Raw genomic sequence first — 25,176 nt, forward strand, 5'->3', positions numbered from 1 at the left:
GTACTACCGGTCGACGAGGCGGTCGAACTGGGTGGTCGTGTGGCGCAGATGGGCGACCAGCTCGTCGCCGACCTTCGGCTCCTGGGCGTCCGACGGGACGAACAGGATCGACACCTGCATGTGCGGCGGCTCGGCGAACCAGCGCTGCTTGCCCGCCCAGACGAACGGCGACAGGTTGCGGTTGACAGTGGCCAGGCCCGCGCGGGCGACTCCCTTGGCGCGCGGCATCACGCCGTGCAGGGCCTTCGGGGCCTCCAGGCCCACGCCGTGCGACGTGCCGCCGGCGACGACGACCAGCCAGCCGTCCGAGGCGGCCTTCTGCTGGCGGTAGCCGAAGCGGTCGCCCTTGGCCACGCGGGTGACGTCCAGGACGGCACCCCGGTACTCCGTCGCCTCGTGGTCGCCGAGCCACAGCCGGGTACCGATACGGGCGCGGAAACGGGTCTGCGGGAACTGCTGCTGGAGCCGGCCCAGCTCCTCGGCGCGCAGATGGCTGACGAACATGGTGTGCAACGGCAGCCGGGCCGCGCGCAGCCGGTCCATCCAGCCGATGACCTCCTCGACCGCGTCCGAGCCGTCCGTGCGGTCCAGCGGCAGGTGCAGGGCAAAGCCTTCGAGCCGTACGTCCTCGATGGCGGCGTGCAGCTGCCCGAGCTCCTCCTCCTTGACGCCGTGGCGCTTCATCGAGCTCATGCACTCGATGACGACCCGAGCGCCCACCAGGGCGTGCACGCCGTCCACGGAGGAGACCGAGCGGATCACACGGTCGGGCAGCGGCACCGGCTCCTCGCCCCTGCGGAACGGGGTGAGGACCAGAAGGTCGCCGCTGAACCAGTCCTTGATGCGGGCCGCCTCGTAGGTGGTCCCGACGGCGAGCATGTCGGAGCCGAAGCGGATGGCCTCGTCGGCCAGCCGCTCGTGGCCGAAGCCGTATCCATTGCCTTTGCAGACCGGTACGAGACCGGGGAACTGGTCGAGGACGGATTTCTGGTGCGCCCGCCAGCGCGCGGTGTCGACGTAGAGGGAGAGCGCCATGGCCGGTCCGGAACCCTTCTGGTGGCTGCTGTGTGGGAGGTGTGTGAAGCCGAAGCCCCATTGAAACCAATGAAGCCGGTTTCGTCAGCGGGGCGACGCGTAACAAGCGAGGCGTAACAGCGGTGCGACGCCTGCGGTGCGACGCGGGTCAGCGGCGCGACATGTAGATGTCGAGCGCCTTGTGCAGCAGCTTGTTGAGCGGGAAGTCCCACTCGCCGAGGTACTCGGCCGCCTGGCCGCCGGTGCCCACCTTGAACTGGATCAGACCGAAGAGGTGGTCGGTCTCGTCCAGCGAGTCGGAGATGCCGCGCAGGTCGTAGACCGTGGCCCCCATGGCGTACGCGTCGCGCAGCATTCGCCACTGCATCGCGTTCGAGGGCCGGACCTCGCGCTTGTGGTTGGCGGAGGCGCCGTAGGAGTACCAGACGTGCCCGCCGACGATCAGCATGGTCGCGGCCGCGACGTTCTCGCCCTCGTGCCGGGCGAAGTACAGCCGCATCCGGTTCGGGTCCTCATTGTTGAGGGCCGTCCACATGCGCTGGAAGTAGCCCAGCGGACGCGGCCGGAAGTGGTCGCGCTCCGCCGTGATCTCGTACAGCCGCTGCCACTCGGCGAGGTCGGCGTAGCTGCCCTGGACGACCTCGACGCCGGCCTTCTCGGCCTTCTTGATGTTGCGTCGCCACAGCTGGTTGAAGCCCTTGTGGACGTCTTCGAGCGACCGGTTGGCCAGCGGCACCTGGAAGACGTAGCGCGGCTGTACGTCACCGAATCCGGCGCCGCCGTCCTCGCCCTGCTGCCAGCCCATCTTCCGCAGCCGGTCCGCCACTTCGAAGGCACGCGGCTCGATGTGGGTGGCCTCGACGTCGCGCAGGCGCTTCACTTCCGGGTCCTGGATGCCCGACTTGATGGCGGCCGCGTCCCAGCGGCGGATGATGACCGGCGGGCCCATCTTCACGGAGAAGGCGCCCTGCTGCTTGAGGTGCGCCAGCATCGGCCGCAGCCAGTCGTCCAGATTCGGGGCGTACCAGTTGATGACCGGGCCCTCGGGCAGATAGGCGAGGTACCGCTTGATCTTGGGCAGCTGCCGGTAGAGCACCAGGCCGGCGCCGACGAGCTGTCCGTTCCCGTCGAACCAGCCGAGGCTCTCCGAGCGCCACTCGGCCTTCACATCTGCCCATGCCGGGACCTGCATGTGACTCGCCGCGGGCAGATTCTGGATGTAAGCCAGATGCTGCTCTCGGCTGATGGTCCTCAGGGTCAGGCTCATGCGGGGCGCTCCTCGGCAGGTGTGTCCCCATCGGTCAGGGGCTCCGGCTCTCGCGCCGAAGCCTACTGTGGCCGACGAGCACGCCGTCTGGCCCTATGGCCTTGCCGCTCCGCCGCCGTCGCGACCCGGGTTGCCGGGTCCGTTCCTACGGGGAACGGCGCGGAGACCCCGTGAGGTTCCCGCGCCGCTCCGCTTGTCCGGTTGTGACTGCTGTGTATGTCGCGATTCAGCCCACCACGCCGCCGAAGAGGCCGCCGTGGGCCATGCCCAGGAAGAACCCGATGGCGGCCGCGCCCATGCCGATGATCAGCGGGAACCGTTCGCGGGTGGTCACCGAGACATACTGCCCGTACGCGCCTGTGAGGATTCCGATGAGCCCGGCCCACGAACTGATCAGATGCAGGTTGTGGAACATCGCCGTGATGAAGGCGAGCACACCGAGGATCAGCGTCACCGCCACCAGGGTCTCCTGGAGCGGATGGGTCTTGCCGTCCGTGGCGAGTAGGGAAACGGGGGGACGGGGTCGTATTGCCTGTGCCATGGAGTACCTCCTGGCCGAATGGGGCGCGTGGTGGCGCCGCTCACACCCGATGTGTCCAGATTGCGTCTCCTGACCACCGGATTTCAACCGGAAGCCGTTGTGCAGGTACTCTGTACGGTCTGCACCGGTGTCTGCCCAGGCCAGCACGGCAGCCCCTCTCCATGGAGGGCATTGTCAGTGGCGGCTGTTTTACTCGGAGACACTGATGCTCACGCATCACGACCCTCCTGCCACGGAACGACCGTGGCCGCTGAGTCCAAAGGAGGTGGGTTCCACATGCGTCACTACGAGGTGATGGTCATCCTCGACCCCGATCTCGAGGAGCGCGCTGTCTCCCCGCTGATCGAGAACTTCCTCTCCGTCGTCCGTGAGGGCAACGGAAAGGTCGAGAAGGTCGACACCTGGGGCCGTCGTCGTCTCGCTTACGAGATCAAGAAGAAGCCCGAGGGCATCTACTCGGTCATCGACCTGCAGGCCGAGCCTGCGGTCGTCAAGGAGCTCGACCGCCAGATGAACCTGAACGAGTCGGTCCTCCGGACCAAGGTCCTCCGTCCCGAGTCCCACTGAGCATCTAGCTCAGTGGTCATCGGGTTCGAGTAGCAGCAAGCAGCCAGAAGCAATCCCCGCCGAGAGGTTCATCCATGGCAGGCGAGACCGTCATCACGGTCGTCGGCAATCTCGTCGACGACCCCGAGCTGCGCTTCACCCCGTCCGGTGCGGCGGTCGCGAAGTTCCGTGTCGCGTCCACTCCCCGCATCTTCGACCGGCAGACCAATGAGTGGAAGGACGGCGAAGGCCTGTTCCTCACCTGCTCGGTCTGGCGGCAGGCGGCGGAGAACGTCGCCGAGTCGCTCCAGCGAGGCATGCGCGTTGTCGTGCAGGGCCGGCTGAAGCAGCGGTCGTACGAAGACCGCGAGGGCGTCAAGCGCACGGTCTACGAGCTGGATGTCGAGGAAGTCGGCCCCAGCCTGAAGAACGCCACGGCCAAGGTCACCAAGACCACCGGTCGCGGTGGTCAGGGCGGCCAGGGTGGATACGGCGGTGGCCAGCAGGGCGGCGGCAACTGGGGCGGCGGTCCCGGTGGCGGTGGCCAGCAGGGTGGCGGCGGCGCTCCCGCCGACGACCCGTGGGCCACTGGCGCGCCGTCCGGCGGTCAGCAGGGCGGGGGTCAGCAGGGCGGCGGAGGCGGCTGGGGCGGAAGCTCCGGCGGTTCCGGCGGCTCTGGCGGCGGCTACTCGGACGAGCCTCCCTTCTAGGGCAGCTCGTACCCCCACTTCTTGATCACACAGGAGAAACACCATGGCGAAGCCGCCTGTGCGCAAGCCTAAGAAGAAGGTCTGCGCGTTCTGCAAGGACAAGACCCAGTACGTGGACTACAAGGACACGAACATGCTGCGGAAGTTCATTTCCGACCGCGGCAAGATCCGTGCCCGCCGCGTCACCGGCAACTGCACGCAGCACCAGCGTGACGTCGCCACGGCAGTCAAGAACAGCCGTGAGATGGCGCTGCTGCCCTACACGTCCACCGCGCGATAAGGGAAGGGTGACCGAATCATGAAGATCATCCTCACCCACGAGGTCTCCGGCCTCGGTGCTGCTGGCGACGTCGTCGACGTCAAGGACGGGTACGCCCGTAACTACCTGGTTCCGCGTGGCTTTGCCATTCGCTGGACCAAGGGTGGCGAGAAGGACGTGGCGCAGATCCGCCGCGCCCGCAAGATCCACGAGATCGCCACGATCGAGCAGGCCAACGAGATCAAGACCAAGCTCGAGGCCGTGAAGGTCCGTCTGGCCGTTCGCTCCGGCGACGCCGGCCGTCTCTTCGGCTCCGTGACCCCGGCCGACATCGCCTCGGCGATCAAGGCTGCCGGTGGCCCCGACGTCGACAAGCGTCGCGTCGAGCTCGGCTCGCCGATCAAGACGCTCGGCGGACACCAGGTGTCCGTGCGTCTGCACCCCGAGGTCGCTGCGAGCCTCGGCATCGAGGTCGTTGCTGCCTAAGGGCACAGCTCACCTGAGCAGTTGAAGGGCCGCACCCTACGGGGTGCGGCCCTTCGTCGTGGGTTTCGCCGTGGTTTCCAGCGGTGCTGAGCGGCGGCGAGTGGTGTCGAACGGCTCCTCGGTTCTCCTGTTTCACGTGAAACAGGAACACGGCGGGTGGCTCAGCGGGTGGCCCCGGTGACTATCCACTTGCCGGAGCGGGTGCGCAGCCAGAGCGTCACCATGCGGACGGTCATCATCAGGGCCATCGCCCACCACAGCGTCGTCAGGCCACCACCGATCACCGGTACCAGCAGGGCGACCGGGGCGAAGACCGCGAGAGTGACGAGCATGGCCCAGGCCAGGTACCGCCCGTCGCCGGCACCCATCAGCACTCCGTCCAGGACGAAGACCACTCCTGCGATCGGCTGGGACAGCGCCACCACCAGCAGCGCCGGGAGCAGGGTGTCCTGTACGGCCCGGTCGCTGGTGAACAAGGGAACGAACAGCGGTCGGGCGAGGACGATCAGTGCTCCGAACACCATCCCTGAGACGATGCCCCACTGAACCATGCGACGGCATGCCTCGCGGGCGCCCTTGGCGTCATCGGCTCCCAGATAGCGGCCGATGATCGCCTGACCGGCAATCGCGATGGCATCCAGAGCGAAGGCCATCAGGCTCCAGAGCGAGAGGATGATCTGGTGCGCGGCGATCTCGGTGTCGCCGAGGCGGGCGGCAACGGCCGTGGCGATCATCAGCACTGCGCGGAGCGACAGCGTGCGGACCAGCAGTGGTACGCCGGCCTGGGCGCTGGCCCTGATACCTGCGGCATCGGGACGCAGTGAGGCGCCGTGACGTCTGGCTCCCCGTACCACCACGATCAGATAGGCGACGGCCATCGAGACCTGTGCGATCACGGTGCCCCAGGCCGATCCGGCGATCCCGAGGCCGGCGCCGTAGACCAGTCCCGCGTTGAGGGCGCCGTTGGCGGCGAAGCCTCCGATGGCGACGTAGAGCGGGGTCCTGGTGTCCTGGAGCCCGCGGAGAACGCCGGTCGCTGCCAGCACCACGAGCATGGCCGGGATGCCGAGGCTGGAGATCCGCAGATATGTGATCGCGTAGGGGGCTGCTGTGTCGGAGGCGCCGAAGACATCCACCAGCCAGGGGGCCGTGGGGAGGGTGACGGCGATGACGGCGATGCCCAGCAGGATCGCCAGCCAGATGCCGTCCATGCCCTGCCGGATCGCGGAGGCCAGATCACCCGCCCCGACCCGCCGTGCCACTGCCGCGGTGGTGGCGTAGGCGAGGAAGACGAAGATGCTGACGGCAGTGGTCAGCAGGGCGGCGGCGACGGCCAGGCCGGCCAGCTGCGGGGTACCGAGATGTCCGACGATGGCGCTGTCGACCATGACGAAGAGCGGCTCGGCGACGAGTGCGCCGAAGGCGGGTACGGCGAGCGAGATGATCTCGCGGTCGTGCCGTCGACGACTGGGTGGCGGGGGCGCCGGGGCCTGGGCCATGGGGGTCAATCTAATCTTCCACAGGTAATAGATGCAATGGCTTAGTAGTCCTTACATTTGCTCACGCTCGGCGTTCTCCCGTGGGCCGTTTGTCGTGATCTTGTGCTGACTCGGAAAGTTTTTCTCCCCCACAGGCCGTGGATGGGGAAAGGCCAGGTCAGAGCGGTGATGGTGTAGGTGTTATGAGTTTGTCCACAGCGCTGTCCCCCGCTCCGTGCACAGGATCTGCGGAGTTCTCCACAGCATCTGGTCGGTCGTCCACATGCCCTGTGGATAACCAGATTGGCTGACGGTGCCGAGCGGCCTACCGTGGACCGGCGCCCGCACCCCGTTCCGGACCCGGAACCACTCAGAACTCGACCCGCCGGAACCGGAGTCGGGCGTCTTGTTTGTCGGTGCTGTGCCGTAAGAAAGAGTGGCATGGCGAGGTCCGCGGAGCGGACGGGAGGAGGTGGCCCGGTGAGCATTCCCGAGCCTTTGGACGACCCCTGGGCCGAGACCGGTCCCAGCGACCGTCTGCCCGTTTCCCGGCAGCGCCGCGGCGAGGGCAGGGACCGCGGCGAGCAGCACGAACGCGGCAGGGAGAGTGGCGGCTGGGAGGGCGGATCGCCCGGTTTCGAGCGGGTGCCGCCCCAGGACCTCGATGCCGAGCAGTCGGTCCTCGGTGGCATGCTCCTGTCCAAGGACGCCATCGCCGATGTCGTGGAGATCATCAAGGGCCACGACTTCTACCGCCCCGCGCACGAGACCGTCTACCAGGCGATCCTCGACCTCTACGCCAAGGGCGAGCCGGCCGACCCGATCACGGTGGCGGCCGAACTGGTCAAGCGCGGCGAGATCACCAAGGTGGGCGGGGCGCCGTATCTGCACACCCTCGTCCAGTCCGTACCGACCGCGGCCAACGCTTCGTACTACGCGGAGATCGTCCATGAGCGGGCGGTCCTGCGGCGGCTCGTCGAGGCCGGCACGAAGATCACGCAGATGGGATACGCGGCGGACGGCGATGTCGACGACATCGTGAACTCCGCGCAGGCCGAGATCTACGCGGTCACCGAGCAGCGCACCAGCGAGGACTATCTGCCGCTCGGCGACATCATGGAGGGCGCGCTCGACGAGATCGAGGCGATCGGTTCGCGCAGCGGCGAGATGACCGGAGTGCCGACCGGCTTCACCGACCTCGATGCCCTGACGAACGGCCTGCACCCGGGCCAGATGGTCGTCATCGCCGCCCGTCCCGCCATGGGTAAGTCCACGCTGGCTCTCGACTTCGCGCGGGCCTGTTCGATCAAGAGCAATCTGCCCAGCGTGATCTTCTCCCTCGAAATGGGGCGCAACGAGATCGCGATGCGTCTGCTCTCCGCCGAGGCCCGGGTGGCGCTGCACCACATGCGCTCCGGCACCATGACCGACGAGGACTGGACGCGGCTGGCCCGCAGGATGCCTGATGTCTCGGCCGCACCGCTCTACATCGACGACTCCCCGAACCTCTCCATGATGGAGATCCGGGCGAAGTGCCGTCGTCTCAAGCAGCGCAACGACCTCAAGCTCGTGGTCATCGACTATCTGCAGCTGATGCAGTCCGGCGGCTCCAAGCGAGCCGAGAGCCGCCAGCAGGAAGTCTCGGACATGTCCCGAAACCTCAAGCTGCTGGCCAAGGAGCTTCAGCTTCCGGTCATCGCGCTCTCTCAGCTGAACCGTGGTCCCGAACAGCGCACGGACAAGAAGCCGATGGTCTCCGACCTGCGTGAATCCGGGTCCATCGAGCAGGACGCCGACATGGTGATCCTGCTGCACCGCGAGGACGCGTACGAGAAGGAGTCCCCCCGTGCCGGCGAGGCCGACCTGATCGTGGCCAAGCACCGTAACGGTCCGACGGCGACGATCACGGTGGCCTTCCAGGGCCACTACTCGCGCTTCGTGGACATGGCGCAGACCTGACCGCGCCTGGAGTCGGCGAGGCTGCTCTTCGCCGATTTCGATCCCGCCCTGCGGTCCATCGTTGCCCAGAGGTCGTTTTCTCCCAGTGTTTTGTCCCGGGATCTGCTGTTTGGTCTGTGGTGTCGGGTCGCGCCAGGAGATGGCGGCTTCGCCGGTGAGGCGGCGGGCCATGAGGCCGGTCATGGCGAGGTGGATCATGGCTTCGGAGCGGGTGGGCAGGGTTTCGTAGTCGCGGGCCAGGCGGCGGCAGAGCATGAGCCGGCCGTAGGTCCGCTCGACCGCCCGCCGTCTTGGTATGGGGGTGGGCCCCTGTTCCGGGGGTGCGGGAACTGCTCGCCGATGAGTTCGGGGAGAGAGGAAGCACCTCGGGTGAAACATCCCGCCGTCCCCACCGCATCTAAATGGTGTAGGTGACTGGCCAAGGGGGAGGGCGGCGGATGAGACGGTCCCAGGAGAGTGCCTTCCGGGAGTTCGCGGCGGCCCGCATGGGGCATCTCTTCCGTTCGGCGTGCCTGTTGACCAGCGGCGACACCTATCTCGCCGAGGATCTGGTGCAGGAGACGCTGGGGCGGATGTATGTGGTGTGGGGTAGGTCGTCGAAGCTCGGCAATCCGGCGGCGTACGCGCAGACCGTTCTTGTGCGTGTCTTTCTGGCGCACCAGCGGCGGCGTTCGTCGGGAGAGCGGCCGAGCGACGAGATTCCCGAGGTCTCGGAGACGGCCGCGCAGGGTGACGCCTCGCTGCGGCTCATGCTCCTGGACGCGCTGCGGAAGCTGCCGGCGAAGGACCGGGCGGTGGTCGTACTGCGGTACTGGGAGGACCGGTCCGTCACGGAGACTGCGGACGTCCTCAACGTCAGCTCCGCAGCCGTACGCACCCGCAGCACCCGTGCACTCGCCCGACTGAGGGCGCAACTGGGCGACAACATCGGAGAGTTCGCCGCGCACTGATCAGCCCGACTGACTATTACGAGAAATGGTGGTGGTTTGGCATGTCTGGAACGCAGGAGGAGGACCTGGACGCGTTCGAAGGCGGGCTCGGTGACGCGCTACGCCGCACCGGGGAAGTCTTCTCCGTGGAGGGGCGCCCGCTGGTGGACGGCGGCGTCGTGCGCGGCCGGCGGGCGTTGCGGCGCAGGCGGGTCGGGGCCGTGACCGGCAGCGTCGCGGCGCTCGCCGTCGTGGGGCTCGGGGCGTCGTACACCACAGGGGCGTTCGGCGGCGGCTCAGGGCAGGGCGGGGCGGGCGTGGCCGCGCAGCCGAAGGCGCAGGAGACCAGCCCTTCGACGAAGTCGTCGCCCGGCAAGGGGCCGCAGCTCTCGGCGCAGCAGGTGATCGAGAGGTTGGAGGGGCTGCTGCCGGAGGGGAAGGTCAGCGGGCGGGCAGGGCGCGGTACGGCCGACCCGTTCGGGCCATCGGCGCAGCTCGTCTTCGACGATGGCAAGGGAAAAGCCGCGATCGGCGTGAGCGTCGGTGCCATCGACCCGGACGGCACGGAGGCGGAGCAACAGCTCGAATGCCCCGACAAGGTCTTCGTGCCGTACGACTCCTGCCGGAACGAGACGCTTGCCGACGGTTCGCGCCTGATGGTGTTGCGCGGGTACGAATACCCTGACAAGCGCGTGGACACCAAGCGGTGGCACGCCTATCTCGTGACCCCCGACGGATACACGGTCGATGCCAGCGAGTGGAACGCGCCCGCAGAGAAGGACGCCGCCGTTTCACGGGCCGAACCACCGCTCACTGTTGGGCAGTTGAAGGGACTCGTCATCTCCGACGAGTGGCGGCCCGTGATGAATGCTCTGGGAAAGGCGGCCCCGGAGCCGGTACGGCAGCCGTCGGCGCAGGGGCAGGACGGCCGGGCGATCCTGAGAAAGCTCAAGTCGCTGCTGCCTGCGTCCGCGAAGGTAGTCTCCGAGCGCGGTGACGATGGATTCGCGTACGTCGTCGTGAATGACGGCAAGGGCGCGAGCCTGGTGCAGATCAACGTGCAGCCGGACATGTCGGACGTGGAGGGGCAGCTGTTCGGGGCCGGGGCGGAGGTGCTGCCGGACGGGACGAAGGTCGTCACGCATCAGGGCCCGGGCGAGAAGGGCGGCGCGGGCGTGGTGATGTGGACCGCCGACACCATCCGTACGGACGGCCTCCGGGTCGTGGTGTCCGCGTTCAACTCCGGGTCCCAGAACACGAAGGCCACACGGCAGACACCCGCGCTGACCATGCAGCAGCTGAAGTCGATCGCTACGAGCGGGAAGTGGGCCGGAAAGTAGGGCCGTGGGCAACGCGCCTGCTGGCCCCGAATCATGAGTAGTCGCCCTCGGGTGGAGTCCGGGGGAAATGGGCTCGCCTCCGCCCGGTTCTGCGGGTAGTTGTTTGAGCATGACCTACTCAGCCGAACAGTTGCTTCCGGGGACGCAGCGCGCCCTGCTGCACCGCATCGCCACCGCTCAGTGGGAGGGCCGGGCGCCCTCGCTCGTCGCCGCCGTCCGGAGGCAGGGGCAGACTGTCTGGAGCGGTGCCCGCAGTTGTGTGGACGGACATGCCCCGGACGGCGACACGCAGTTCAGGATCGGCTCTCTCACCAAGACCTTCACCGCGGTGCTGGTGCTGCGTCTGCGTGACGAGGGGCTGCTGGACCTGGAGGATCCGCTGGAGAAGCATCTCCCGGGCACCGGGGTCGGCGAGGTGACGATCCATCAACTCCTGGGGCACAGTGCGGGACTCGGTGCCGAGTCGCCCGCGCCCTGGTGGGAGCGGACCCCGGGCACGCTGCGGCCCGAGTTGGCCGACGTACTCGGCGAGCAGACGCGGATGCACAGTCCGGGGCACCGTCACCACTACTCGAACCCCGGCTACACGCTGCTGGGCGCACTGGTAGAGAAGGTGCGCGGGGCGAGCTGGGCGGAGGTGCTCCGCAGCGAGATCCTGGAACCGCTCGCCATGCACCGCACCGGCCCCCAGCCGCAGGCGCCGCACGCGGGCGGCTGGGCCGTGCACCCCTGGGCCGACGTCATGCTGCCCGAACCGGCCGAGGATCTCGGACTGATGGCTCCGGCAGGGCAGCTCTGGTCCACGACCGATGACCTACTGCGCTTCGCGGCCTTCCTGGCCGAGGGCGACGACCGGGTGCTCCGTACCACCTCCGTGGAGCAGATGCGTGAACCGTCCGCGCCCGGCGAGCTTGGTGACTGGCAGTCCAGTTACGGTCTGGGCCTCCAGGTGGTGCGGAGCGGCAACCGCACGCTGATCGGCCATACGGGCTCGCTGCCCGGATTCCTGGCCGCCTTGTGGATCGGCGTCGAGGACGATGTGGCGGCCGTCGTGCTCACCAACACGACGGCGGGCCTGATGGTCGGTGGTGTCGCAGCCGACCTCGTGGACATCGTGGCCGAGGCCGAGCCCCGCATCCCGGAACCCTGGCGCCCGCTGCCGGAGGTGGATGCCGAACTGCTCGCGCTGACCGGTCCCTGGTACTGGGGCACGCGCGCGAACGTTCTGCGGATGGCCCCGGACGGTGGGCTGGAGCTTGGACCCCTGCAAGGCGTCGGCCGCGGCGCCCGGTTCACCGCTCAGCCGGACGGCACCTGGACCGGTCTCGACGGCTACTACGCGGGGGAGACGCTGCGCGTGGTCCGTAACAGCGACGGCAGCGTGAACCACCTGGACCTGGGGTCGTTCGTCTTCACGCGGGAGCCGTACGACCCGGCGGCAGCCGTTCCTGGCGGTGTGGACGAGGGCGGCTGGCGGGGTCTGTGAGGATCGGGCGTCATGTTTCACGTGAAACGGCGGAGCGCGGGTCGGCCCAGGCCGTCAACTCCCGTTCCAGCGGGGCGCGGAAGCGTGGAGTGACCCCGGCCTGACCCGCCCATCGCTAAAGCCGGGATGCTTCCGCCTCGATCGCGGCGGAAGCATCCCGGCCGATGTCGGACAGCATTCGCCGGGCCGGCGCGACATCCCACGGGCGCCCTCGGATCCCGGCTGCGGTCAGAGGGCGAGCTTGAAGCCCACATGGCTGGCGGTGAACCCGAGCCGCTCATAGAAGCGATGGGCATCGGTCCGGGTCGCATCGGACGTCAGCTGCACCAACTGGCAGTCCTGGCGCCGGGATTCGTTCACTGCCCATTCGATCAGCAGGGTGCCGAGGCCGCTGCCTCGCTCGTCGGCGTGGATGCGTACGCCCTCGATGACGGAGCGGGTCGAGCCGCGCCTGGAAAGCCCGGGAATCACCGTCAGTTGCAGGGTGCCGACGACGCGGCCCTCGCGCACGGCGACCATCAGGTGCTGGTTCGGGTCGTCCGCCAGTCGCTGGAACGCGGTGCGGTACGGGGCGAGATCGTCCGGCGACTCACGCCGGGCGCCCAGCGGATCGTCGGCGAGCATGGCAACGATCACCGGGATGTCGGTGAGGGTGGCAGGGCGTATCTCCAGATCACTCATGATCGGCAGGGTACGCAGACCGGCCGGGCGGTGCACGGGCCCGGCGGGCCCGGACGGGCCGAGGCCGGGCGGCTCACGCGACCGCTACGGGGACCTTCAGCGCTTCGACGGCCTCGACCAGCGGGGCCAGTTCGGGGTTCTTCGCGGCTTCGTCCAGCGCGGCACGCAGCGCGCTGTCGTTGGTCGGCCGGGCCTCGTCGAGCAGGGCCAGGCCGGCCTCGGTGACATCGGTGTAGATGCCGCGGCGATCGGTGTCGCAGAGATACCGCGTCAGCAGTCCGCGGTCCTCAAGGCGGGTGACCAGGCGGGTGGTGGCGCTCTGGCTGAGCACGACCGCGTCCGCGACCTGCTTCATCTGGAGATGCCCGCCGGGGCCGTTGTGCTGCCTGCTCAAAACGCCGAGCAGGGAGTACTCCCGCACGCTGAGCCCGTGCCCGGACTGCAGCGCCCGCTCGATACGGGCCTCGATCTTTCCGTGGAGCAAGGAGAGAGCGCACCAGCCCTGGGAGAGGGCGGTGAGTGCGGGGTCTGTCGCTGTCATGGGGTCTCTCCTCCGTGTCGGAGCCGCTTGCCTCCAGGATAGGCGACTATCGCAATAGCCCGCGCTTGCAATTAATCGGCGTCTGCAATTATTGTGGACGCTCGTAAGGCGCAGACGCAATCTTCAGGGAAGGTGAAACCCATGCCGCTGGCGCTTCTGGCCCTCGCCATCGGGGCATTCGGTATCGGGACCACCGAGTTCGTGATCATGGGGTTGCTCCCCGAGGTTGCCGCGGACTTCCAGGTCTCGATCCCCACCGCGGGATTCCTCGTCACGGGTTACGCCCTCGGCGTCGTCCTCGGGGCCCCGCTGATGACGGCCCTCGGGACCAGGGTCACCCGCAAACGCATGCTGGTACTGCTCATGGGGCTGTTCGTCCTGGGCAACGTCGTCTCCGCGGTCGCCCCGGTCTTCGGCGTGATGCTCGTCGGCCGGGTGATCGCCTCGCTCGCCCACGGTGCCTTCTTCGGCATCGGAACGGTCGTCGCGGCGGACCTGGTCGCTCCCCAGAAGAGGGCCGGCGCGATCGCCATGATGTTCACCGGCCTCACCGTGGCCAATCTCGTCGGCGTACCGCTGGGCACCTACATCGGGCAGAGCGTCGGCTGGCGCACCACGTTCTTCGTCGTCGCCGCGATCGGCGTCGTCGGACTTCTCGGTGTCGCCAGGCTCGTCCCCGAACAGCCGCGGAACGAAGGCGTGCGGCTCCGCGACGAACTGGCCGCGTTCCGCAATGTGCAGGTCCTGCTCGCCATGGGGATGACCGTGCTGGGCTTCGGCGGAGTCTTCGCCGCGATCACCTACATCACCCCGATGATGACCGAGATCGCCGGATACTCCACCTCGTCCGTCACCTGGCTGCTGGTCCTTCTCGGACTGGGCATGGTGGGCGGCAATCTGATCGGCGGCAAGTTCGCCGACCGTCACCTGATGCCCCTGCTGTACGTGTCGCTGGGCGCCCTCGCCGTGGTCCTTGCCCTGTTCACCCTGACCGCGCACAACAAGATCGCCGCAGCGGTCACCATCGTGCTGATCGGTGGCCTGGGCTTCGCGACCGTACCGCCGTTGCAGAAGAGGGTGCTCGACCAGGCGGCCGGTGCCCCGACCCTCGCGTCCGCGGCCAACATCGGCGCCTTCAACCTCGGCAACGCGCTCTCGGCGTGGCTCGGTGGCATCGTCATCGCGGCCGGTCTCGGCTACACCGCGCCCAACTGGGTCGGCGCAGCACTGGCTGCCTCCGCCCTGGCCCTCGCGGTTGTCTCCGGCGCGCTGGAACGCCGCACGGTCACGCCCAGCCGGCTCGTCGCCCGGCACAGCCCCGAGCCGGCCCTGACCCCCGCGTCCCGGAACTGACCCCGCTCACAGAGCGACAAGCAGGCCCCACCGCACCACGCAGAACCGCACCACGCTTCACCGCGTAGAACCGCACCACACAGAACCTCATCGCACCACAGCGCACCAAGGAGTCACCCCCCATGAGCACCACCACTGTCGCCGTCGCCCCGCTGACCACCCAGGACGCCGAAGCGCTCATCGACGCGGCCCGTGCCGCCGCAGAGGCCGCCGATGTCGCGGTCGCCGTCACCGTCCTCGACGCGGGCGGTCACCTGCTGGCCTTCCGGCGGGACGACCGGGCCGTCCTCATCGCCGGCGAGACCAGCACCCGCAAGGCGTACACGGCCCTTCAGCTCAATGCCCCCACGGCAGACCTGGTCGACGCGGTCCAGCCCGGCGGGCTCTTCCACACCCTGCCCACCGCCCTCGACCGGCCGTTGCTCTTCATAGCCGGTGGCGTTCCGGTGCACCGCGGCGGCCGGCTCATAGGCGCCATCGGTGTCGGCGGGGGCGCCCCCGACCAGGACCACGGCTTCGCGACGGCCGCAGTACGGTCGCTCGCCTGAAGCGCTCGCGTCGGCGGTCAGCCCATTGCCACGGTCAGCGGGGCGTAGCGACGGGTCCAGTCGCCAGGCAGGTCCGAGGCTCCATGTGCCATCACCGCGGTCGTGGAGTCGGACCGCAGGCCACACTCCTCGAACCAGTCGAGCAGCTCGGTATGGCGTGCGTCGATGTCCGCGCGCAGCGGCCGGTCCGTCGCCTCCGCGAGCGAGGAGACGAGCGCCCGGGCCGTGGCGGTGTCGCGCGCGACCAGGGGGCCGACCGCATGCGTCCGGTCGCTCGGCCAGGCGGCCGCGTAGCCGATGAGACGTCCTCCGTCCTGCGCCACCCGGATGTGGTCGGCGTACGCGGGCAGCCGGGCGAGGACATGGGTCCGGTCGGCGCCGAAGACATCCGCATCCAGCCGGACCATGGCCTGCAGGTCCTCCGCCGTGGCCGGGCGGACGGTCACGGCCGGGAGCCTGCCGCCGGCCGGCCGGAAGAAGCCGGTGACCCGCTGGGCGTGGCCCACGACCGAGAAGCCGAGCTGTTCGTAGAGCGGCTGCCCCGCGGCTGTCGCGTAGAGGCTGAGTGGTGTGTCCCCGGACTCGGCGAGCACATGGTGCATCAGCTGCCGCGCGACTCCCTGCCGCGCGTAGCGCTCCGCGACGAGCACCATGCCGATGGCGGCCAGCCGGGGGCCGTAGGAGGTCACCACGCAGCTGGCCATCAGGCCCTTGCCCTCGGGGTCGTCCACGCCGTAGCCGGTTCCGGCGGCGAGGAGCAGGCCCCATCTGTGCTCATCGCGTGGCCAGCCACGGTCTTCGCTGAGATCGGCGCAGGCGACCAGGTCGCCCGGTGTGAGGCGCCGGACAGGCAGTTCGGTGATCGGAAGGGGCAGTGAGCTGGGCATGAAGGTCAGGCTGTACGACCCGATGTTCGCTCGTCCACCCCTTTACCGACTCCGGACGAACGGCGCAGCCGCCGGCCGCGCCGGGTCGGTCCCCAGGGTTTCAGTACCGATATCGCGGTGACGAAGAGGTACGTCGCCGTCGCTACCGATGGTGCGACCACCAGGTCGATGTCGACGGCCCCTCGTGCCGCAGCCTCGTCGATGCCGGGCCGCAGGGAGAAGACGGACAGCGCCACGGTGATCAGAGTGAGCCAGAACTTCGTCCAGACCCACCGGTGCCTGGCCAGCCCCCATGGCGTGCGGAGTGCCAGGACGAGGCCGCTGACCAGTGAGAACAGGGCGATCGGCACGATCAGCCAGTCCCCGAAGATCTTCATGGCGCGGGTGGCGGCCTGTGCGGTGGCCGGGTCCCCGGTGGAGAAGGCCGCGATTCCGAGCGTCAGCAGTCCGACGGTCAGTCCCAGCCAGCTCACGGATACCGCGACATGCGCCACCAGGAGGCTTCGGCGGGCGGAGCGTTTGAGTGGTTTCACGTGAAACACGGTGCCGGGAGCGAGGCGATCGGGCGTCTGACGACGGGAGTAATCGCGCGTACTAGCCTCGGCGTACAGCACGTGTTCCTCTGTGGGCTTCCCTGCCAGGGCGGGTTTCTGTCTGCCCGGTGCTGATGCGCTCATGGGCGCCGGTCATCGGTTCACGACCCGCCCGTGTCCGGCGCAAGGCATGCTGGGCCGGGGGGTCGCGGGCGGTGGCCGTACGACGGGCCGTCAGCGGGGCCGGACCGCGTTCGCGGGCAGGGGGACCACGGGCCGTGCTGGTGCGTAAGGCGACCACGAGACGTACGAGGCGAGGCACAGCATGGATGCTCCGGCCACCGGGTGGACCGAAGACGGAACGGGCAGGTCCGCCGACGCGATCCTGATCCATCGCACCCTGACCGAGATCTCGCCCGTCGCGGACCAGGCGACCTCGTACTTCTACGCGCTGCTCTTCGTGCGCCACCCGGAGCTGAGGGAACTGTTCCCGGTCGCGATGGACGTCCAGCGCGACCGGCTCCTCCGGGCGATCCTCACCGCGGCCGATCGGCTGGACGATCCGCGGGCACTGGCCGAGTACCTCGGCGAACTGGGGCGGGGCCACCGCAAGTACGGCACGCGGCCCGTGCACTATCCCGCGGTGGGGGAGGCGCTCATGGGCGCGCTGAGCCGCTACGCGACCACCACCTGGGACGGGGAGACCGAAGCTGCGTGGGTGCGCGCCTACACCGCGATATCGCAGATCATGATCGACGCAGCCGCCGAGGACGAACAGCGGGCCCCTGCCTGGTGGTACGCGGAGATCGTGTCCCACGATCTCAGGACCCGGGACATAGCGGTGCTCACGCTCCGCCCCGGCCAGGCCTACCCCTTCCTAGCCGGTCAGTACACGGCCGTCGAGACCCCGTGGTGGCCGCGGAACTGGCGGCACTACTCCTTCGCCTCGGCACCCCGTCCCGACGGCCTGCTCACCTTCCACATCAAGGCGGTTCCGGCCGGCTGGGTCTCCAACGCCCTCGTGCACCGGGCCCGGCCCGGGGACATCCTGCGCCTCGGCCCTCCCACGGGCTCGATGACGGTCGACCACTCCACCCACAATGGTCTGCTCTGCCTGGGCGGAGGCACGGGCATCGCACCCATCAAGGCGCTCGTCGAGGACGTCGCGGAGCACGGCGACCGGCGCCCGGTGGAGGTCTTCTACGGGGCACGCAGCGATCACGACCTGTACGACATCGACACGATGATGCGGCTCCAGAGGACCTATCCCTGGCTCGCGGTCCGGCCGGTGGTCTCCACGGGCCCGGGAACGGGGGGAGGCCTGATGCGGGGGCTGCTGCCCGAGGCGGTGCGGGAGTGCGGCCCGTGGCCCGAGTACGAGGCCTATCTTTCGGGCCCGCCCGGCATGATCCGCAGCGGGGTGGACGTGCTCCGGGGCATCGGAATGCCGGCCGAGCGCATCCGGCACGACTTCTTCGACGGACTGGCCGCGACCGGCCCTGCCTGACCACGGCGCAGCCGCGGCCGCCACCGCAGCCCCGGACCACCGGACCCGGACCACCGGACCCGGACCACCGGACCCGGACCACCGGACCCGGACCACCGGCGGCGGTCAGCCCAGATCGGGTGCGTGCATCGCGCGTACGCCTTCGATGTTGCCGTCCAGATAGTGCCGCAGCGACAGCGGTACGAGGTGGACGGCGGCGATCCCCATCCGGCTGAACGGCACCCGCACGACGTCGTACTCCCCGCAGGGATCGTCGATCTCCGGGCCGTGCCGCCGGGACAGGTCCATCGAATCCAGCCGGCAGACGAAGAAGTGCTGGACCTTCACGCCCTTCACCCCGCCGCCCTCGATGTGCTCCACGGTGTCCACGAAGCAGGGCACCACATCGGTGATCTTGGCGCCGAGTTCCTCGTCCACCTCGCGGTGCAGGGCTTCGACGACGGTCGCGTCCTCGGGCTCGACCCCGCCGCCGGGCGTGAGCCAGTAGGGATCCACTCCGGGCTTGGTGCGCTTGATGAGGATCAGGTCATTGCCGTCGAGCAGGATGGCGCGTGCGGTGCGCTTGACCACGGGACGTTCGGTCATGGCAAGAGAGTGGCCCGCAGAACCGGTTCTGAAACACCGGACCGGTGCTGGGCGGCCCTGCGCTCACCAGTCGGCGGCAGCACGCAGCAGCCACTCGTGCGCCCGCGCGATGTGGGGCAGTGCGAGTGTGCCGGTCCGCACCGCCAGAAAGTAGGTGCGCAGCGGCGGAACCGGAGGATCGAGGAGGGCCACTACCTCGCCCCGCTCCAGCGCCCTCTCGCACAGATAGCGCGGCAGCACGGCCAGCCCGGCGCCCGCCGCGGTGCACTCCAGGACCGCCCGGAGGTCCGGCACGATGACGGTTCCCGCGAGTGCGGGCCGGCTCTCGAAGACGGCGGCCCAGTAGCGGGAGACGAGCGGCAGGCTCTCGTGGACCTCCACGACCGGCAGCTGCTCCAGTACCACGGGCCCCTTGTGCCGCAGCGCTCCTGGGCCGAGGCGCCCGGCCCAGCGTGGCGCGGCGACCAGTACATGCTCCTCGTCGCAGAGCGCGGTCGCGGCGAGCAGGCCACCGCGCGGACGGGCCGTCGCGATGGCCAGGTCATGGTGTCCGGCGGCCAGCCCCTCCAGCGCTTCCTCGGCGCCGGTGAAGAAGGAACTGCGCAGGGCCAGGCCCTGCGCGACGAGCGGGGTGAGGGCGGGCAGGGCGCGCATCGATGTGAACTCGGGCGGTCCGGCCAGATGCAGCGTCCGTACGCCCGACTCCTCGTCGAGCTCCGACTCGGCGATCTCGACCAGCGCGTCCAGATGGGGCGCCGCCCGGTGCGCGAGTTCGTCGCCGATGGTCGTCGGGGTCACACCGCGGGCCCTGCGCAGGAAGAGCGGGCGGCCCAGCTGCCGCTCCAGGGTCCGGATCTGTGAGGTGACCGCGGGCTGGGAGAGGCCGAGCAGGGCGGCGGCCCTGGTGAAGGAACCGGCCCGGTGCACCATGACGAACGTGCGCAGCAGGGTCAGGTCCATGCCCTGTCCCTCCCACCCTCGTGACGCTTCGGACCCGTACAACTATAAATATGTCGATAGGTCGCTGTCGCTACTGTGATTGGACACTGACGGAGAGTCAATTAGCCTTGTTCGGGCGGTTCTTCGCAGGGGGAACCGGGGTGGTCCGAGCCACGAGGGGGGAGGCTCGGACCACCCGTACCACCGGTCGGTCAGCGCTCACCCATTGCCGCGTCGAGTGCCCGTTCCACATCCGCGACCAGGTCGGCGGGGCTTTCCACGCCGACCGAGAAGCGGATGAAGCCCTCGGGCACCGCGTCACCGCCCCAGCGCGCCCGGCGCTCGGCGGTGGAACGTACACCGCCGAAGCTCGTCGCGTCGTCGACCAGCCGCAGCTCGGTCAGGAAGCGCTCGGCCCGTTTGCGGTCGGGCAGCACGAACGACACCACGGAGCCGAAGCGCCGCATCTGCCGCACGGCCTTGGGATACGAAGGGTCGGAGGGCAGCCCGGGATAGCGCAGCCCGGTCACCTCCGGCCGCCTGCCGAGCACCTCCGCCAGCGTCAGCGCGGTGGCGCACTGCCGGTCGATCCGCAGCTCCAGCGTGGCCAGCGACCGGTGCGCGAGCCAGGCCTCCATGGGGCCGGGGATGGCGCCGACCACCTTGCGCCAGCGCCGTACCCCCGCCGCCAGCTCCGGATCACGGCAGGTCACATGGCCGAGCAGGATGTCCCCGTGCCCGGTCATGCCCTTGGTGTCACTGGCGACCGAGAAGTCGGCCCCCAGCTCCAGCGGACGCTGGCCGAGCGGTGTGGCGAGGGTGTTGTCGACGGCCACCAGCGTGCCGGCCGAATGCGCCGCCTCGACGAGCCGGCGCACGTCGCAGACGTCGAGCCCCGGATTGGACGGGGTCTCGATCCACAGCAGCTTGGCGCCTTCGAGCACAGCCAGCTGGGCATCGTCGCCGGTCGGCGCGGTCCGCACCTCGACGCCGTACATCTCCAGCTGCTCGCGCACCAGCGGCAGGGCCTGATAGCCGTCGTCGGGCAGCACGACCACATCGCCGGTGCGTGCCTGGGACAGCAGCACGGCCGAGATCGCCGCCATTCCGGAGGCGAAGACCGTGGTCTCGACGGGCTCCCCCGGTGCCTCCAGCTCACCGATGGCCCGTTCCAGATGGGTCCAGGTCGGGTTGGTGTCCCGGCCGTAGGTGTACGGGCCGGTCGGCTCACCGGAGAGATGGAAGTGTGCGGCGAAGACCGGCCCGGGCAGGGTGGGCTCGAACTGCTCCGGTTCGGGCAGCCCGGCCCGTACCGCCCGGGTTCCGTCACCCATGGTGCTCATACCGCTTCCTCGCTTCTCTCCCCGGTACTTCTCTCTCCGGTGTGCCACCGGCCTGAACTGCACTGTCTCAGGAGGCGTCGGGTCAGTCCTCGTCGGGCAGGATCACGTTCAGTGCCCACGACACGATGGAGATGATCAGGCCGCCGAGCACGGCGGTCCAGAAGCCCTCGACATGGAAACTCAGGTCGAACAGACCGGCCAGCCAGGACGTCAGCAGCAGCATGAGCGCGTTGACCACCAGCGTGATCAGCCCGAGCGTGAGGATGAAGAGCGGCAGGGTCAGCAGCTTCACGACCGGCTTGACCACGAAGTTCACCAGGCCGAAGAGCAGGGCCACCACGATCAGGGTGAGTGCCTTGCGTCCGGTGCTGCCCCCGGTCAGCGTGATGTCCTGGATAAGCCAGATGGCCACGGCCAGCGCACCTGCGTTGGCGATCGTCTTGACTACGAAATTCTTCATGTGTCTGATCGTGGCAGACCTGATCGGTGGCGGACACCGGCAGTACAGAGGCAAGGGGCGGACAGGCCATGAAGGCATTCAGACTGGACGAGCTGGAGGCGGAACGGGCCGCCAACGACGGCGCGTATCTGCAGTTCGTGAAGGAACGGAACATGTCCGTCGGCCTGTACGCACTGGATGCCGGTGAGCTCGACCCGCAGCAGCCGCACAATCAGGACGAGGTCTACCTCGTCGTCAGCGGCCGCGCCTCCATCACGGTCGGCATGGAAACCACGCAGGTGGGCAGAGGGAGCGTGGTGTACGTACCGGCCGGCGCCGCTCACAAGTTCCACCACATCACCGAGGACCTGCGGGTGATGGTGGTCTTCTCTCCCCCGGAGAGCTGAGCGGATCCGCCGGGAGGGCCGAGCGGTCCTCCGGAGGCGCTGGGCCGATCCGCCGGAGGGCGGGGGTCCGGTCTCAGGGATCCCTCAGGGGTCGATCAGGGGACTTCAAGGGCTGCGAGCCCCCCATCGGCCCCCTCCGCGCCTCTAGCATCGAAGCAGGAACTCATGGAGACGAGGTAAGGACGATGGCCGTGCGGGAGATATTCACGGGGATGCCCTGGTGGGTGAAGTGGATCGCGGTGCCGGTCATCGCGATCGTCGTGTTCGGAGGCCTGATCGCCAGCGTGATCGGGTTCGTGATCGGACTGCTCTTCAAGGTCCTGATCTTCGTGATCCTGGTCGGGGGTCTCGTCTTCGTCGTACGCAAGTTCATGTCGTCGTCCTCGTCGCGCGGCGACTGGTAGGACGATCGGAAGCAGGCCGGGGCATTAGCCCAGCTGAGCTAAGCGAAAGACGAAACGACGCCCCTCGCGGACCCGGCGGATAAGGTGGCAGTTCGCTGCCACCACCTGGGAATTAACAGGCTGTCACCACGCTGACCAGTGGTTTGTACGGCGTTCGGCATCCGGACCCCAGCCGTGCGGCAGCCCGTGGGGGCGGCCCCCACAGGCGGGCTGACCACCCGTCACCATGCCTGGGGGTGACTGTTGACCACGGCATCGAGCACTGCTGCCCCGACGCTGATCGGCTCGGTACAGCGAGCGCTGAGGCTGCTGGAAGCCGTGGTGGCCCATCGCGACGGGGCGCCCGCGAAACAACTGGCCAGGGAAGCGGGCCTTCCTCTTCCCACGGCCTACCACCTGCTGCGCACCCTGACGCACGAGGGATATCTGCGCCGGGAGAACGGCGTCTTCCTCATCGGGACCGCGGCGGAACGCCTGGTCGGCGAAAGGGCGTTGCGGAACCGTCGCGGCGGAATGGCGGAGTCGCTGGGCCGCTGGCGCGACATCATCGGCACCCCCGTGTACTGCGCCGTCTACCGCGAGGGCGAGATCGAACTCATCGCAGTCGCGGACACCCCCGCCATCCCCGCCGTCGACGAGTGGGCGTCCTTCCGGGAGACCGGTCATGCCCACGCGATCGGCCAGTGCCTGCTGAGCCAACTCGACGAGAAGGCCCGTGAGGACCACCTCGACCGTCACCCTGTGCGTCCGCTGACCCGCTACTCGGTGAAGGACCGCGCGACGCTCCTTGAGCGGCTGCGGTCGCTGAAGCGGACCGAACCTGTCATCGAGCGACAGGAGTACGCCCTCGGAACGGTCTGTGCGGCCATCCCGATCACGGCCGGATTCACCGCTGCCGCGATGGCGATTTCGGTACCCCTGGAGCAGGAAAGCCGGTTGCTCCCCGCAGTCGAACAACTACGTGGCGAAGTGGCCAACCTCTTGCGTTCGTTCGTGTTCTCTATCAGTATCTGAAAAATCACTCCTTGTGATCTGCTATCGCGTGCACCACGATGGCGTCAATAGGGCCACGGGGGATCATTCCTGGCCAGATTCATCTACTGCGGGGTTGAACGATGCGCGAGTCGGTTCAAGCTGAGGTCATGATGAGCTTCCTCGTCTCCGAGGAGCTCTCTTTCCGGATCCCGGTGGAGCTCCGGTACGAGGTCTGCGATCCGTATGCGATCCGGATGACCTTCCATCTGCCCGGTGACGCCCCCGTCACCTGGGCATTCGGCCGTGAGCTGTTGCTCGACGGCCTCAACAGCCCCAGTGGCGACGGCGATGTGCACATCGGCCCCACTGAGCCCGAGGGGTTGTCCGATGTACATATCCGGCTCCAGGTCGGCGAGGACCGGGCTCTCTTCAGGGCCGGTACCGCACCACTTGTGGCGTTTCTCGACCGGACCGACAAGCTTGTGCCACTCGGGCAGGAGTGCACGCTGGGTGACTTCGAGGGCAATCTCGAAGACGCTCTGGGCCGGATTCTTGCCGAGGAACAGAACGCCGGCTGAGCACAACGGCGCCGCCGACCGGTTCGCCGGTCGAACACGGTACCTGCCGAATGGGTGAATTGTGCTCACCTGCGGAGACGCTCAGGGCTTCGTCCTACGACGACGGCCCCTCCCGGTCCGTACGGGTGCCGAAGCTCCGGCTTCCGCGCCGAGCCCTGTGCGGTCCGCGGAGACGACCAGCGCGGCGAGCACCGTCGTCACCGGCACCGAGGCGACCAGTCCGATCGATCCGACCAGCGTGCGTACGATCTCCTCCGCCACCAGCTCGCTGTTGGCCACCGTCCCCACGCTGCTCTGCGCGATGGAGAACAGCAGCAGCAACGGCAGTGCCGCGCCCGCGTAGGCGAGCACCAGCGTATTGACGACCGAGGCGATGTGGTCGCGCCCGATCCTGATCCCTGCCCGGTAGAGCCCCCGCACACCCAACGTCGGGTTCGCCTGGTGGAGTTCCCAGACCGCCGACGTCTGGGTCACGGTCACATCGTCGAGGACCCCGAGCGAACCGATGATGACACCGGCCAGAAGCAGGCCGCTCATGTCGATGTGCGGGTACAGGCCATGGATGAGGCCGGTGCTGTCGTCGGTGTTGCCGGTCAGGCTCGCCCAGCCGATGAAGAGCGATCCGAGCAGTCCGATCAGCAGCAGCGAGATCAGTGTGCCGATCACCGCGACCGAGGTACGGGCGGTCAGGCCGTGGCACATGTAGAGCGCGATCAGCATGATCGCACTGGCCCCGACCACCGCGACGAGCAGCGGATTCGAGCCCTGGAGTATGGCCGGGAGGATGAACAGGGTCAGCACGGCGAACGAGACCGCGAGCGCGACCAGCGCCATCACCCCGCGCATGCGGCCCACCGCGACCACGACGAGAGCGAAGATCCCGGCCAGCAGGGCCATCGGGAACTTCCGGTTCACATCCGTCACCGAGTACTGCAGATCACGGGGCGCGTCGGGGGCGTAGGCCACGACCACGCCCTGACCGTCGCGCAGCTGACGCGGTGTGTCGGGCTGGATGATCTCGATGAACGTCCGGCCCTTGTCATGACCGGTCGTCACCTCGATCCTCGCCTTCTTGCACAGCCCTTGCCCGCTTTCCGACGGAGGCGTGGTGTCTCCGTCGATGGGCGTCCGGGCCGCGTTCACCTCCTTGCAGTCCACCTTGTCGATGTTCACCACCTTTCCCTGCTGGGTCTGCCGGTCGAATCCGACGCCGGTCCGTTCGTGCGGCGGCGCACCACCCGGCCAGAGGGCCACCAGACCGACGAGGACGGCGGTGGCGAACGGGATCAGTACGGCCGCGATGACCTTGCGCAGATGCTTGGAGACGGGTGCGGCAGGGCCATGGCTGTGCGAGTGACCGTGCTGATGGCTTTGTGGTTGGTGGTCGATCAGGGGGGACGTCACCGGCCGATCATCGCAA

At 68.6% G+C, this 25,176-nt stretch carries 28 protein-coding genes and 1 pseudogene; 15 read left to right on the forward strand and 14 right to left on the reverse strand.

What is annotated here, in order from left to right; genetic code table 11:
- Positions 1 to 3: 3 nt before the first annotated feature.
- From EES42_RS21650 to EES42_RS21660, 3 genes are all read right to left on the reverse strand, one after another.
- Positions 4 to 1,035: an alanine racemase gene (locus EES42_RS21650; RefSeq protein ID WP_124719891.1), complete on the reverse strand. Its 1,032-nt coding sequence runs from the start codon at positions 1,033 to 1,035 to the stop codon at positions 4 to 6.
- Positions 1,036 to 1,183: 148 nt separating this feature from the next.
- Positions 1,184 to 2,302, reverse strand: a complete 1,119-nt coding sequence (locus tag EES42_RS21655; protein ID WP_124719892.1) for a lipid II:glycine glycyltransferase FemX — start codon at positions 2,300 to 2,302, stop codon at positions 1,184 to 1,186.
- 226 nt (positions 2,303 to 2,528) lie between these two features.
- Positions 2,529 to 2,843, reverse strand: coding sequence for a hypothetical protein (locus tag EES42_RS21660; protein ID WP_124719893.1), 315 nt, complete (start codon positions 2,841 to 2,843; stop codon positions 2,529 to 2,531).
- Between the two features lie 276 nt (positions 2,844 to 3,119).
- On the opposite strand from EES42_RS21660, the gene rpsF reads away from it, so the two are divergent.
- The 4 genes from rpsF to rplI all read left to right on the forward strand — a co-directional run bounded on the left by rpsF (position 3,120) and on the right by rplI (position 4,844).
- Positions 3,120 to 3,410, forward strand: coding sequence for a 30S ribosomal protein S6 (rpsF, locus tag EES42_RS21665; RefSeq protein WP_072487610.1), 291 nt, complete (start codon positions 3,120 to 3,122; stop codon positions 3,408 to 3,410).
- A 74-nt stretch (positions 3,411 to 3,484) separates the two neighbouring features.
- A complete protein-coding gene (locus tag EES42_RS21670; RefSeq protein ID WP_124719894.1) occupies positions 3,485 to 4,099 on the forward strand; it encodes a single-stranded DNA-binding protein in 615 nt (204 codons plus the stop codon).
- A 43-nt stretch (positions 4,100 to 4,142) separates the two neighbouring features.
- Positions 4,143 to 4,379, forward strand: coding sequence for a 30S ribosomal protein S18 (gene rpsR, locus EES42_RS21675; protein ID WP_003967857.1), 237 nt, complete (start codon positions 4,143 to 4,145; stop codon positions 4,377 to 4,379).
- Between the two features lie 18 nt (positions 4,380 to 4,397).
- Positions 4,398 to 4,844, forward strand: a complete 447-nt coding sequence (gene rplI, locus EES42_RS21680) for a 50S ribosomal protein L9 (protein WP_124719895.1) — start codon at positions 4,398 to 4,400, stop codon at positions 4,842 to 4,844.
- Positions 4,845 to 5,005: 161 nt separating this feature from the next.
- On the opposite strand, the gene EES42_RS21685 is transcribed toward rplI, so the two are convergent.
- On the reverse strand, positions 5,006 to 6,343 hold the full coding sequence (locus tag EES42_RS21685) for an MATE family efflux transporter (protein ID WP_124719896.1): 1,338 nt from the start codon (positions 6,341 to 6,343) through the stop codon (positions 5,006 to 5,008).
- 477 nt (positions 6,344 to 6,820) lie between these two features.
- Here EES42_RS21685 and dnaB point away from each other — a divergent pair, with 477 nt between their 5' ends.
- A complete protein-coding gene (dnaB, locus tag EES42_RS21690; protein ID WP_206433546.1) occupies positions 6,821 to 8,281 on the forward strand; it encodes a replicative DNA helicase in 1,461 nt (486 codons plus the stop codon).
- A 123-nt stretch (positions 8,282 to 8,404) separates the two neighbouring features.
- On the opposite strand, the pseudogene EES42_RS21695 reads toward dnaB, so the two are convergent.
- Positions 8,405 to 8,593, reverse strand: a pseudogene (locus tag EES42_RS21695) (transposase); the annotation flags it as partial.
- A gap of 125 nt (positions 8,594 to 8,718) precedes the next feature.
- On the opposite strand from EES42_RS21695, the gene EES42_RS21700 reads away from it, so the two are divergent.
- The 3 genes from EES42_RS21700 (at position 8,719) to EES42_RS21710 (ending at position 12,036) form a co-directional block, all read left to right on the forward strand.
- Positions 8,719 to 9,231, forward strand: coding sequence for a SigE family RNA polymerase sigma factor (locus tag EES42_RS21700; RefSeq protein ID WP_124719898.1), 513 nt, complete (start codon positions 8,719 to 8,721; stop codon positions 9,229 to 9,231).
- A 41-nt stretch (positions 9,232 to 9,272) separates the two neighbouring features.
- On the forward strand, positions 9,273 to 10,550 hold the full coding sequence (locus EES42_RS21705) for a hypothetical protein (RefSeq protein WP_124719899.1): 1,278 nt from the start codon (positions 9,273 to 9,275) through the stop codon (positions 10,548 to 10,550).
- A gap of 109 nt (positions 10,551 to 10,659) precedes the next feature.
- Complete coding sequence (locus EES42_RS21710; protein WP_124719900.1) at positions 10,660 to 12,036, forward strand: serine hydrolase domain-containing protein; 1,377 nt, start codon at positions 10,660 to 10,662, stop codon at positions 12,034 to 12,036.
- A 228-nt stretch (positions 12,037 to 12,264) separates the two neighbouring features.
- Here the strand turns inward: EES42_RS21710 and EES42_RS21715 are convergent, their stop codons facing one another.
- Both EES42_RS21715 and EES42_RS21720 read right to left on the reverse strand, forming a co-directional pair.
- Positions 12,265 to 12,717, reverse strand: a complete 453-nt coding sequence (locus EES42_RS21715; protein ID WP_124719901.1) for a GNAT family N-acetyltransferase — start codon at positions 12,715 to 12,717, stop codon at positions 12,265 to 12,267.
- Between the two features lie 73 nt (positions 12,718 to 12,790).
- Positions 12,791 to 13,258, reverse strand: coding sequence for a MarR family winged helix-turn-helix transcriptional regulator (locus EES42_RS21720; RefSeq protein WP_124719902.1), 468 nt, complete (start codon positions 13,256 to 13,258; stop codon positions 12,791 to 12,793).
- Positions 13,259 to 13,399: 141 nt separating this feature from the next.
- Between EES42_RS21720 and EES42_RS21725 the strand changes: the two genes are divergently transcribed.
- Both EES42_RS21725 and EES42_RS21730 read left to right on the forward strand, forming a co-directional pair.
- Complete coding sequence (locus EES42_RS21725) at positions 13,400 to 14,611, forward strand: MFS transporter (RefSeq protein WP_124719903.1); 1,212 nt, start codon at positions 13,400 to 13,402, stop codon at positions 14,609 to 14,611.
- A 122-nt stretch (positions 14,612 to 14,733) separates the two neighbouring features.
- Positions 14,734 to 15,159 (forward strand): GlcG/HbpS family heme-binding protein, encoded by a 426-nt coding sequence (locus EES42_RS21730; protein WP_124719904.1) that lies wholly within the window; start codon positions 14,734 to 14,736, stop codon positions 15,157 to 15,159.
- Between the two features lie 17 nt (positions 15,160 to 15,176).
- Here EES42_RS21730 and EES42_RS21735 read toward each other — a convergent pair whose 3' ends face one another.
- The gene (locus tag EES42_RS21735) at positions 15,177 to 16,046 is read right to left on the reverse strand and encodes a GNAT family N-acetyltransferase (protein ID WP_206433529.1); all 870 of its coding nucleotides are present in this window, start codon (positions 16,044 to 16,046) and stop codon (positions 15,177 to 15,179) included.
- A gap of 5 nt (positions 16,047 to 16,051) precedes the next feature.
- The gene (locus EES42_RS21740) at positions 16,052 to 16,579 is read right to left on the reverse strand and encodes a DUF2269 domain-containing protein (RefSeq protein WP_124719905.1); all 528 of its coding nucleotides are present in this window, start codon (positions 16,577 to 16,579) and stop codon (positions 16,052 to 16,054) included.
- A gap of 325 nt (positions 16,580 to 16,904) precedes the next feature.
- Here EES42_RS21740 and EES42_RS21745 point away from each other — a divergent pair, with 325 nt between their 5' ends.
- A complete protein-coding gene (locus EES42_RS21745) occupies positions 16,905 to 18,086 on the forward strand; it encodes a globin domain-containing protein (RefSeq protein WP_124719906.1) in 1,182 nt (393 codons plus the stop codon).
- 105 nt (positions 18,087 to 18,191) lie between these two features.
- On the opposite strand, the gene EES42_RS21750 is transcribed toward EES42_RS21745, so the two are convergent.
- The 4 genes from EES42_RS21750 to EES42_RS21765 all read right to left on the reverse strand — a co-directional run bounded on the left by EES42_RS21750 (position 18,192) and on the right by EES42_RS21765 (position 21,413).
- On the reverse strand, positions 18,192 to 18,671 hold the full coding sequence (locus EES42_RS21750; RefSeq protein WP_124719907.1) for an NUDIX domain-containing protein: 480 nt from the start codon (positions 18,669 to 18,671) through the stop codon (positions 18,192 to 18,194).
- Between the two features lie 63 nt (positions 18,672 to 18,734).
- A complete protein-coding gene (locus EES42_RS21755) occupies positions 18,735 to 19,631 on the reverse strand; it encodes a LysR family transcriptional regulator (protein ID WP_124719908.1) in 897 nt (298 codons plus the stop codon).
- A gap of 191 nt (positions 19,632 to 19,822) precedes the next feature.
- A complete protein-coding gene (locus EES42_RS21760; RefSeq protein ID WP_124719909.1) occupies positions 19,823 to 20,953 on the reverse strand; it encodes a cystathionine gamma-lyase in 1,131 nt (376 codons plus the stop codon).
- Between the two features lie 82 nt (positions 20,954 to 21,035).
- Positions 21,036 to 21,413 (reverse strand): phage holin family protein, encoded by a 378-nt coding sequence (locus tag EES42_RS21765; RefSeq protein WP_124719910.1) that lies wholly within the window; start codon positions 21,411 to 21,413, stop codon positions 21,036 to 21,038.
- A 68-nt stretch (positions 21,414 to 21,481) separates the two neighbouring features.
- Here EES42_RS21765 and EES42_RS21770 point away from each other — a divergent pair, with 68 nt between their 5' ends.
- From EES42_RS21770 to EES42_RS21785, 4 genes are all read left to right on the forward strand, one after another.
- Positions 21,482 to 21,799 carry a cupin domain-containing protein gene (locus tag EES42_RS21770; RefSeq protein ID WP_124719911.1) on the forward strand — a complete coding sequence of 106 codons (318 nt, stop codon included), beginning with the start codon at positions 21,482 to 21,484 and terminating at the stop codon, positions 21,797 to 21,799.
- Positions 21,800 to 21,990: 191 nt separating this feature from the next.
- On the forward strand, positions 21,991 to 22,203 hold the full coding sequence (locus EES42_RS21775) for a DUF5326 family protein (RefSeq protein WP_124719912.1): 213 nt from the start codon (positions 21,991 to 21,993) through the stop codon (positions 22,201 to 22,203).
- Between the two features lie 243 nt (positions 22,204 to 22,446).
- A complete protein-coding gene (locus EES42_RS21780) occupies positions 22,447 to 23,217 on the forward strand; it encodes an IclR family transcriptional regulator (protein WP_164495284.1) in 771 nt (256 codons plus the stop codon).
- 101 nt (positions 23,218 to 23,318) lie between these two features.
- The gene (locus tag EES42_RS21785) at positions 23,319 to 23,756 is read left to right on the forward strand and encodes an SsgA family sporulation/cell division regulator (RefSeq protein ID WP_072488197.1); all 438 of its coding nucleotides are present in this window, start codon (positions 23,319 to 23,321) and stop codon (positions 23,754 to 23,756) included.
- Between the two features lie 81 nt (positions 23,757 to 23,837).
- Here the strand turns inward: EES42_RS21785 and EES42_RS21790 are convergent, their stop codons facing one another.
- The gene (locus EES42_RS21790; protein WP_124719913.1) at positions 23,838 to 25,160 is read right to left on the reverse strand and encodes a YibE/F family protein; all 1,323 of its coding nucleotides are present in this window, start codon (positions 25,158 to 25,160) and stop codon (positions 23,838 to 23,840) included.
- Positions 25,161 to 25,176: the final 16 nt, after the last annotated feature.

It is taken from the genome of Streptomyces sp. ADI95-17, assembly GCF_003846175.1.
GTDB classification, from domain to species: Bacteria; Actinomycetota; Actinomycetes; order Streptomycetales; family Streptomycetaceae; genus Streptomyces; species Streptomyces sanglieri.

Coding starts and splice junctions, on each gene's coding strand:
- EES42_RS21765 (WP_124719910.1), bottom strand. CDS start 21,413: ATGAAGAATTTCGTAGTCAAGACGATCGCCAACGCAGGTGCGCTGGCC.
- EES42_RS21725 (WP_124719903.1), top strand. CDS start 13,400: ATGCCGCTGGCGCTTCTGGCCCTCGCCATCGGGGCATTCGGTATCGGG.
- EES42_RS21750 (WP_124719907.1), bottom strand. CDS start 18,671: ATGACCGAACGTCCCGTGGTCAAGCGCACCGCACGCGCCATCCTGCTC.
- rpsF (WP_072487610.1), top strand. CDS start 3,120: ATGCGTCACTACGAGGTGATGGTCATCCTCGACCCCGATCTCGAGGAG.
- rplI (WP_124719895.1), top strand. CDS start 4,398: ATGAAGATCATCCTCACCCACGAGGTCTCCGGCCTCGGTGCTGCTGGC.
- EES42_RS21715 (WP_124719901.1), bottom strand. CDS start 12,717: ATGAGTGATCTGGAGATACGCCCTGCCACCCTCACCGACATCCCGGTG.
- EES42_RS21755 (WP_124719908.1), bottom strand. CDS start 19,631: ATGGACCTGACCCTGCTGCGCACGTTCGTCATGGTGCACCGGGCCGGT.
- EES42_RS21760 (WP_124719909.1), bottom strand. CDS start 20,953: ATGAGCACCATGGGTGACGGAACCCGGGCGGTACGGGCCGGGCTGCCC.
- EES42_RS21670 (WP_124719894.1), top strand. CDS start 3,485: ATGGCAGGCGAGACCGTCATCACGGTCGTCGGCAATCTCGTCGACGAC.
- EES42_RS21705 (WP_124719899.1), top strand. CDS start 9,273: ATGTCTGGAACGCAGGAGGAGGACCTGGACGCGTTCGAAGGCGGGCTC.
- EES42_RS21730 (WP_124719904.1), top strand. CDS start 14,734: ATGAGCACCACCACTGTCGCCGTCGCCCCGCTGACCACCCAGGACGCC.
- EES42_RS21745 (WP_124719906.1), top strand. CDS start 16,905: ATGGATGCTCCGGCCACCGGGTGGACCGAAGACGGAACGGGCAGGTCC.
- EES42_RS21650 (WP_124719891.1), bottom strand. CDS start 1,035: ATGGCGCTCTCCCTCTACGTCGACACCGCGCGCTGGCGGGCGCACCAG.
- EES42_RS21785 (WP_072488197.1), top strand. CDS start 23,319: ATGCGCGAGTCGGTTCAAGCTGAGGTCATGATGAGCTTCCTCGTCTCC.
- EES42_RS21655 (WP_124719892.1), bottom strand. CDS start 2,302: ATGAGCCTGACCCTGAGGACCATCAGCCGAGAGCAGCATCTGGCTTAC.
- EES42_RS21700 (WP_124719898.1), top strand. CDS start 8,719: ATGAGACGGTCCCAGGAGAGTGCCTTCCGGGAGTTCGCGGCGGCCCGC.
- EES42_RS21660 (WP_124719893.1), bottom strand. CDS start 2,843: ATGGCACAGGCAATACGACCCCGTCCCCCCGTTTCCCTACTCGCCACG.
- EES42_RS21685 (WP_124719896.1), bottom strand. CDS start 6,343: ATGGCCCAGGCCCCGGCGCCCCCGCCACCCAGTCGTCGACGGCACGAC.
- rpsR (WP_003967857.1), top strand. CDS start 4,143: ATGGCGAAGCCGCCTGTGCGCAAGCCTAAGAAGAAGGTCTGCGCGTTC.
- EES42_RS21770 (WP_124719911.1), top strand. CDS start 21,482: ATGAAGGCATTCAGACTGGACGAGCTGGAGGCGGAACGGGCCGCCAAC.
- EES42_RS21720 (WP_124719902.1), bottom strand. CDS start 13,258: ATGACAGCGACAGACCCCGCACTCACCGCCCTCTCCCAGGGCTGGTGC.
- EES42_RS21735 (WP_206433529.1), bottom strand. CDS start 16,046: ATGCCCAGCTCACTGCCCCTTCCGATCACCGAACTGCCTGTCCGGCGC.
- EES42_RS21710 (WP_124719900.1), top strand. CDS start 10,660: ATGACCTACTCAGCCGAACAGTTGCTTCCGGGGACGCAGCGCGCCCTG.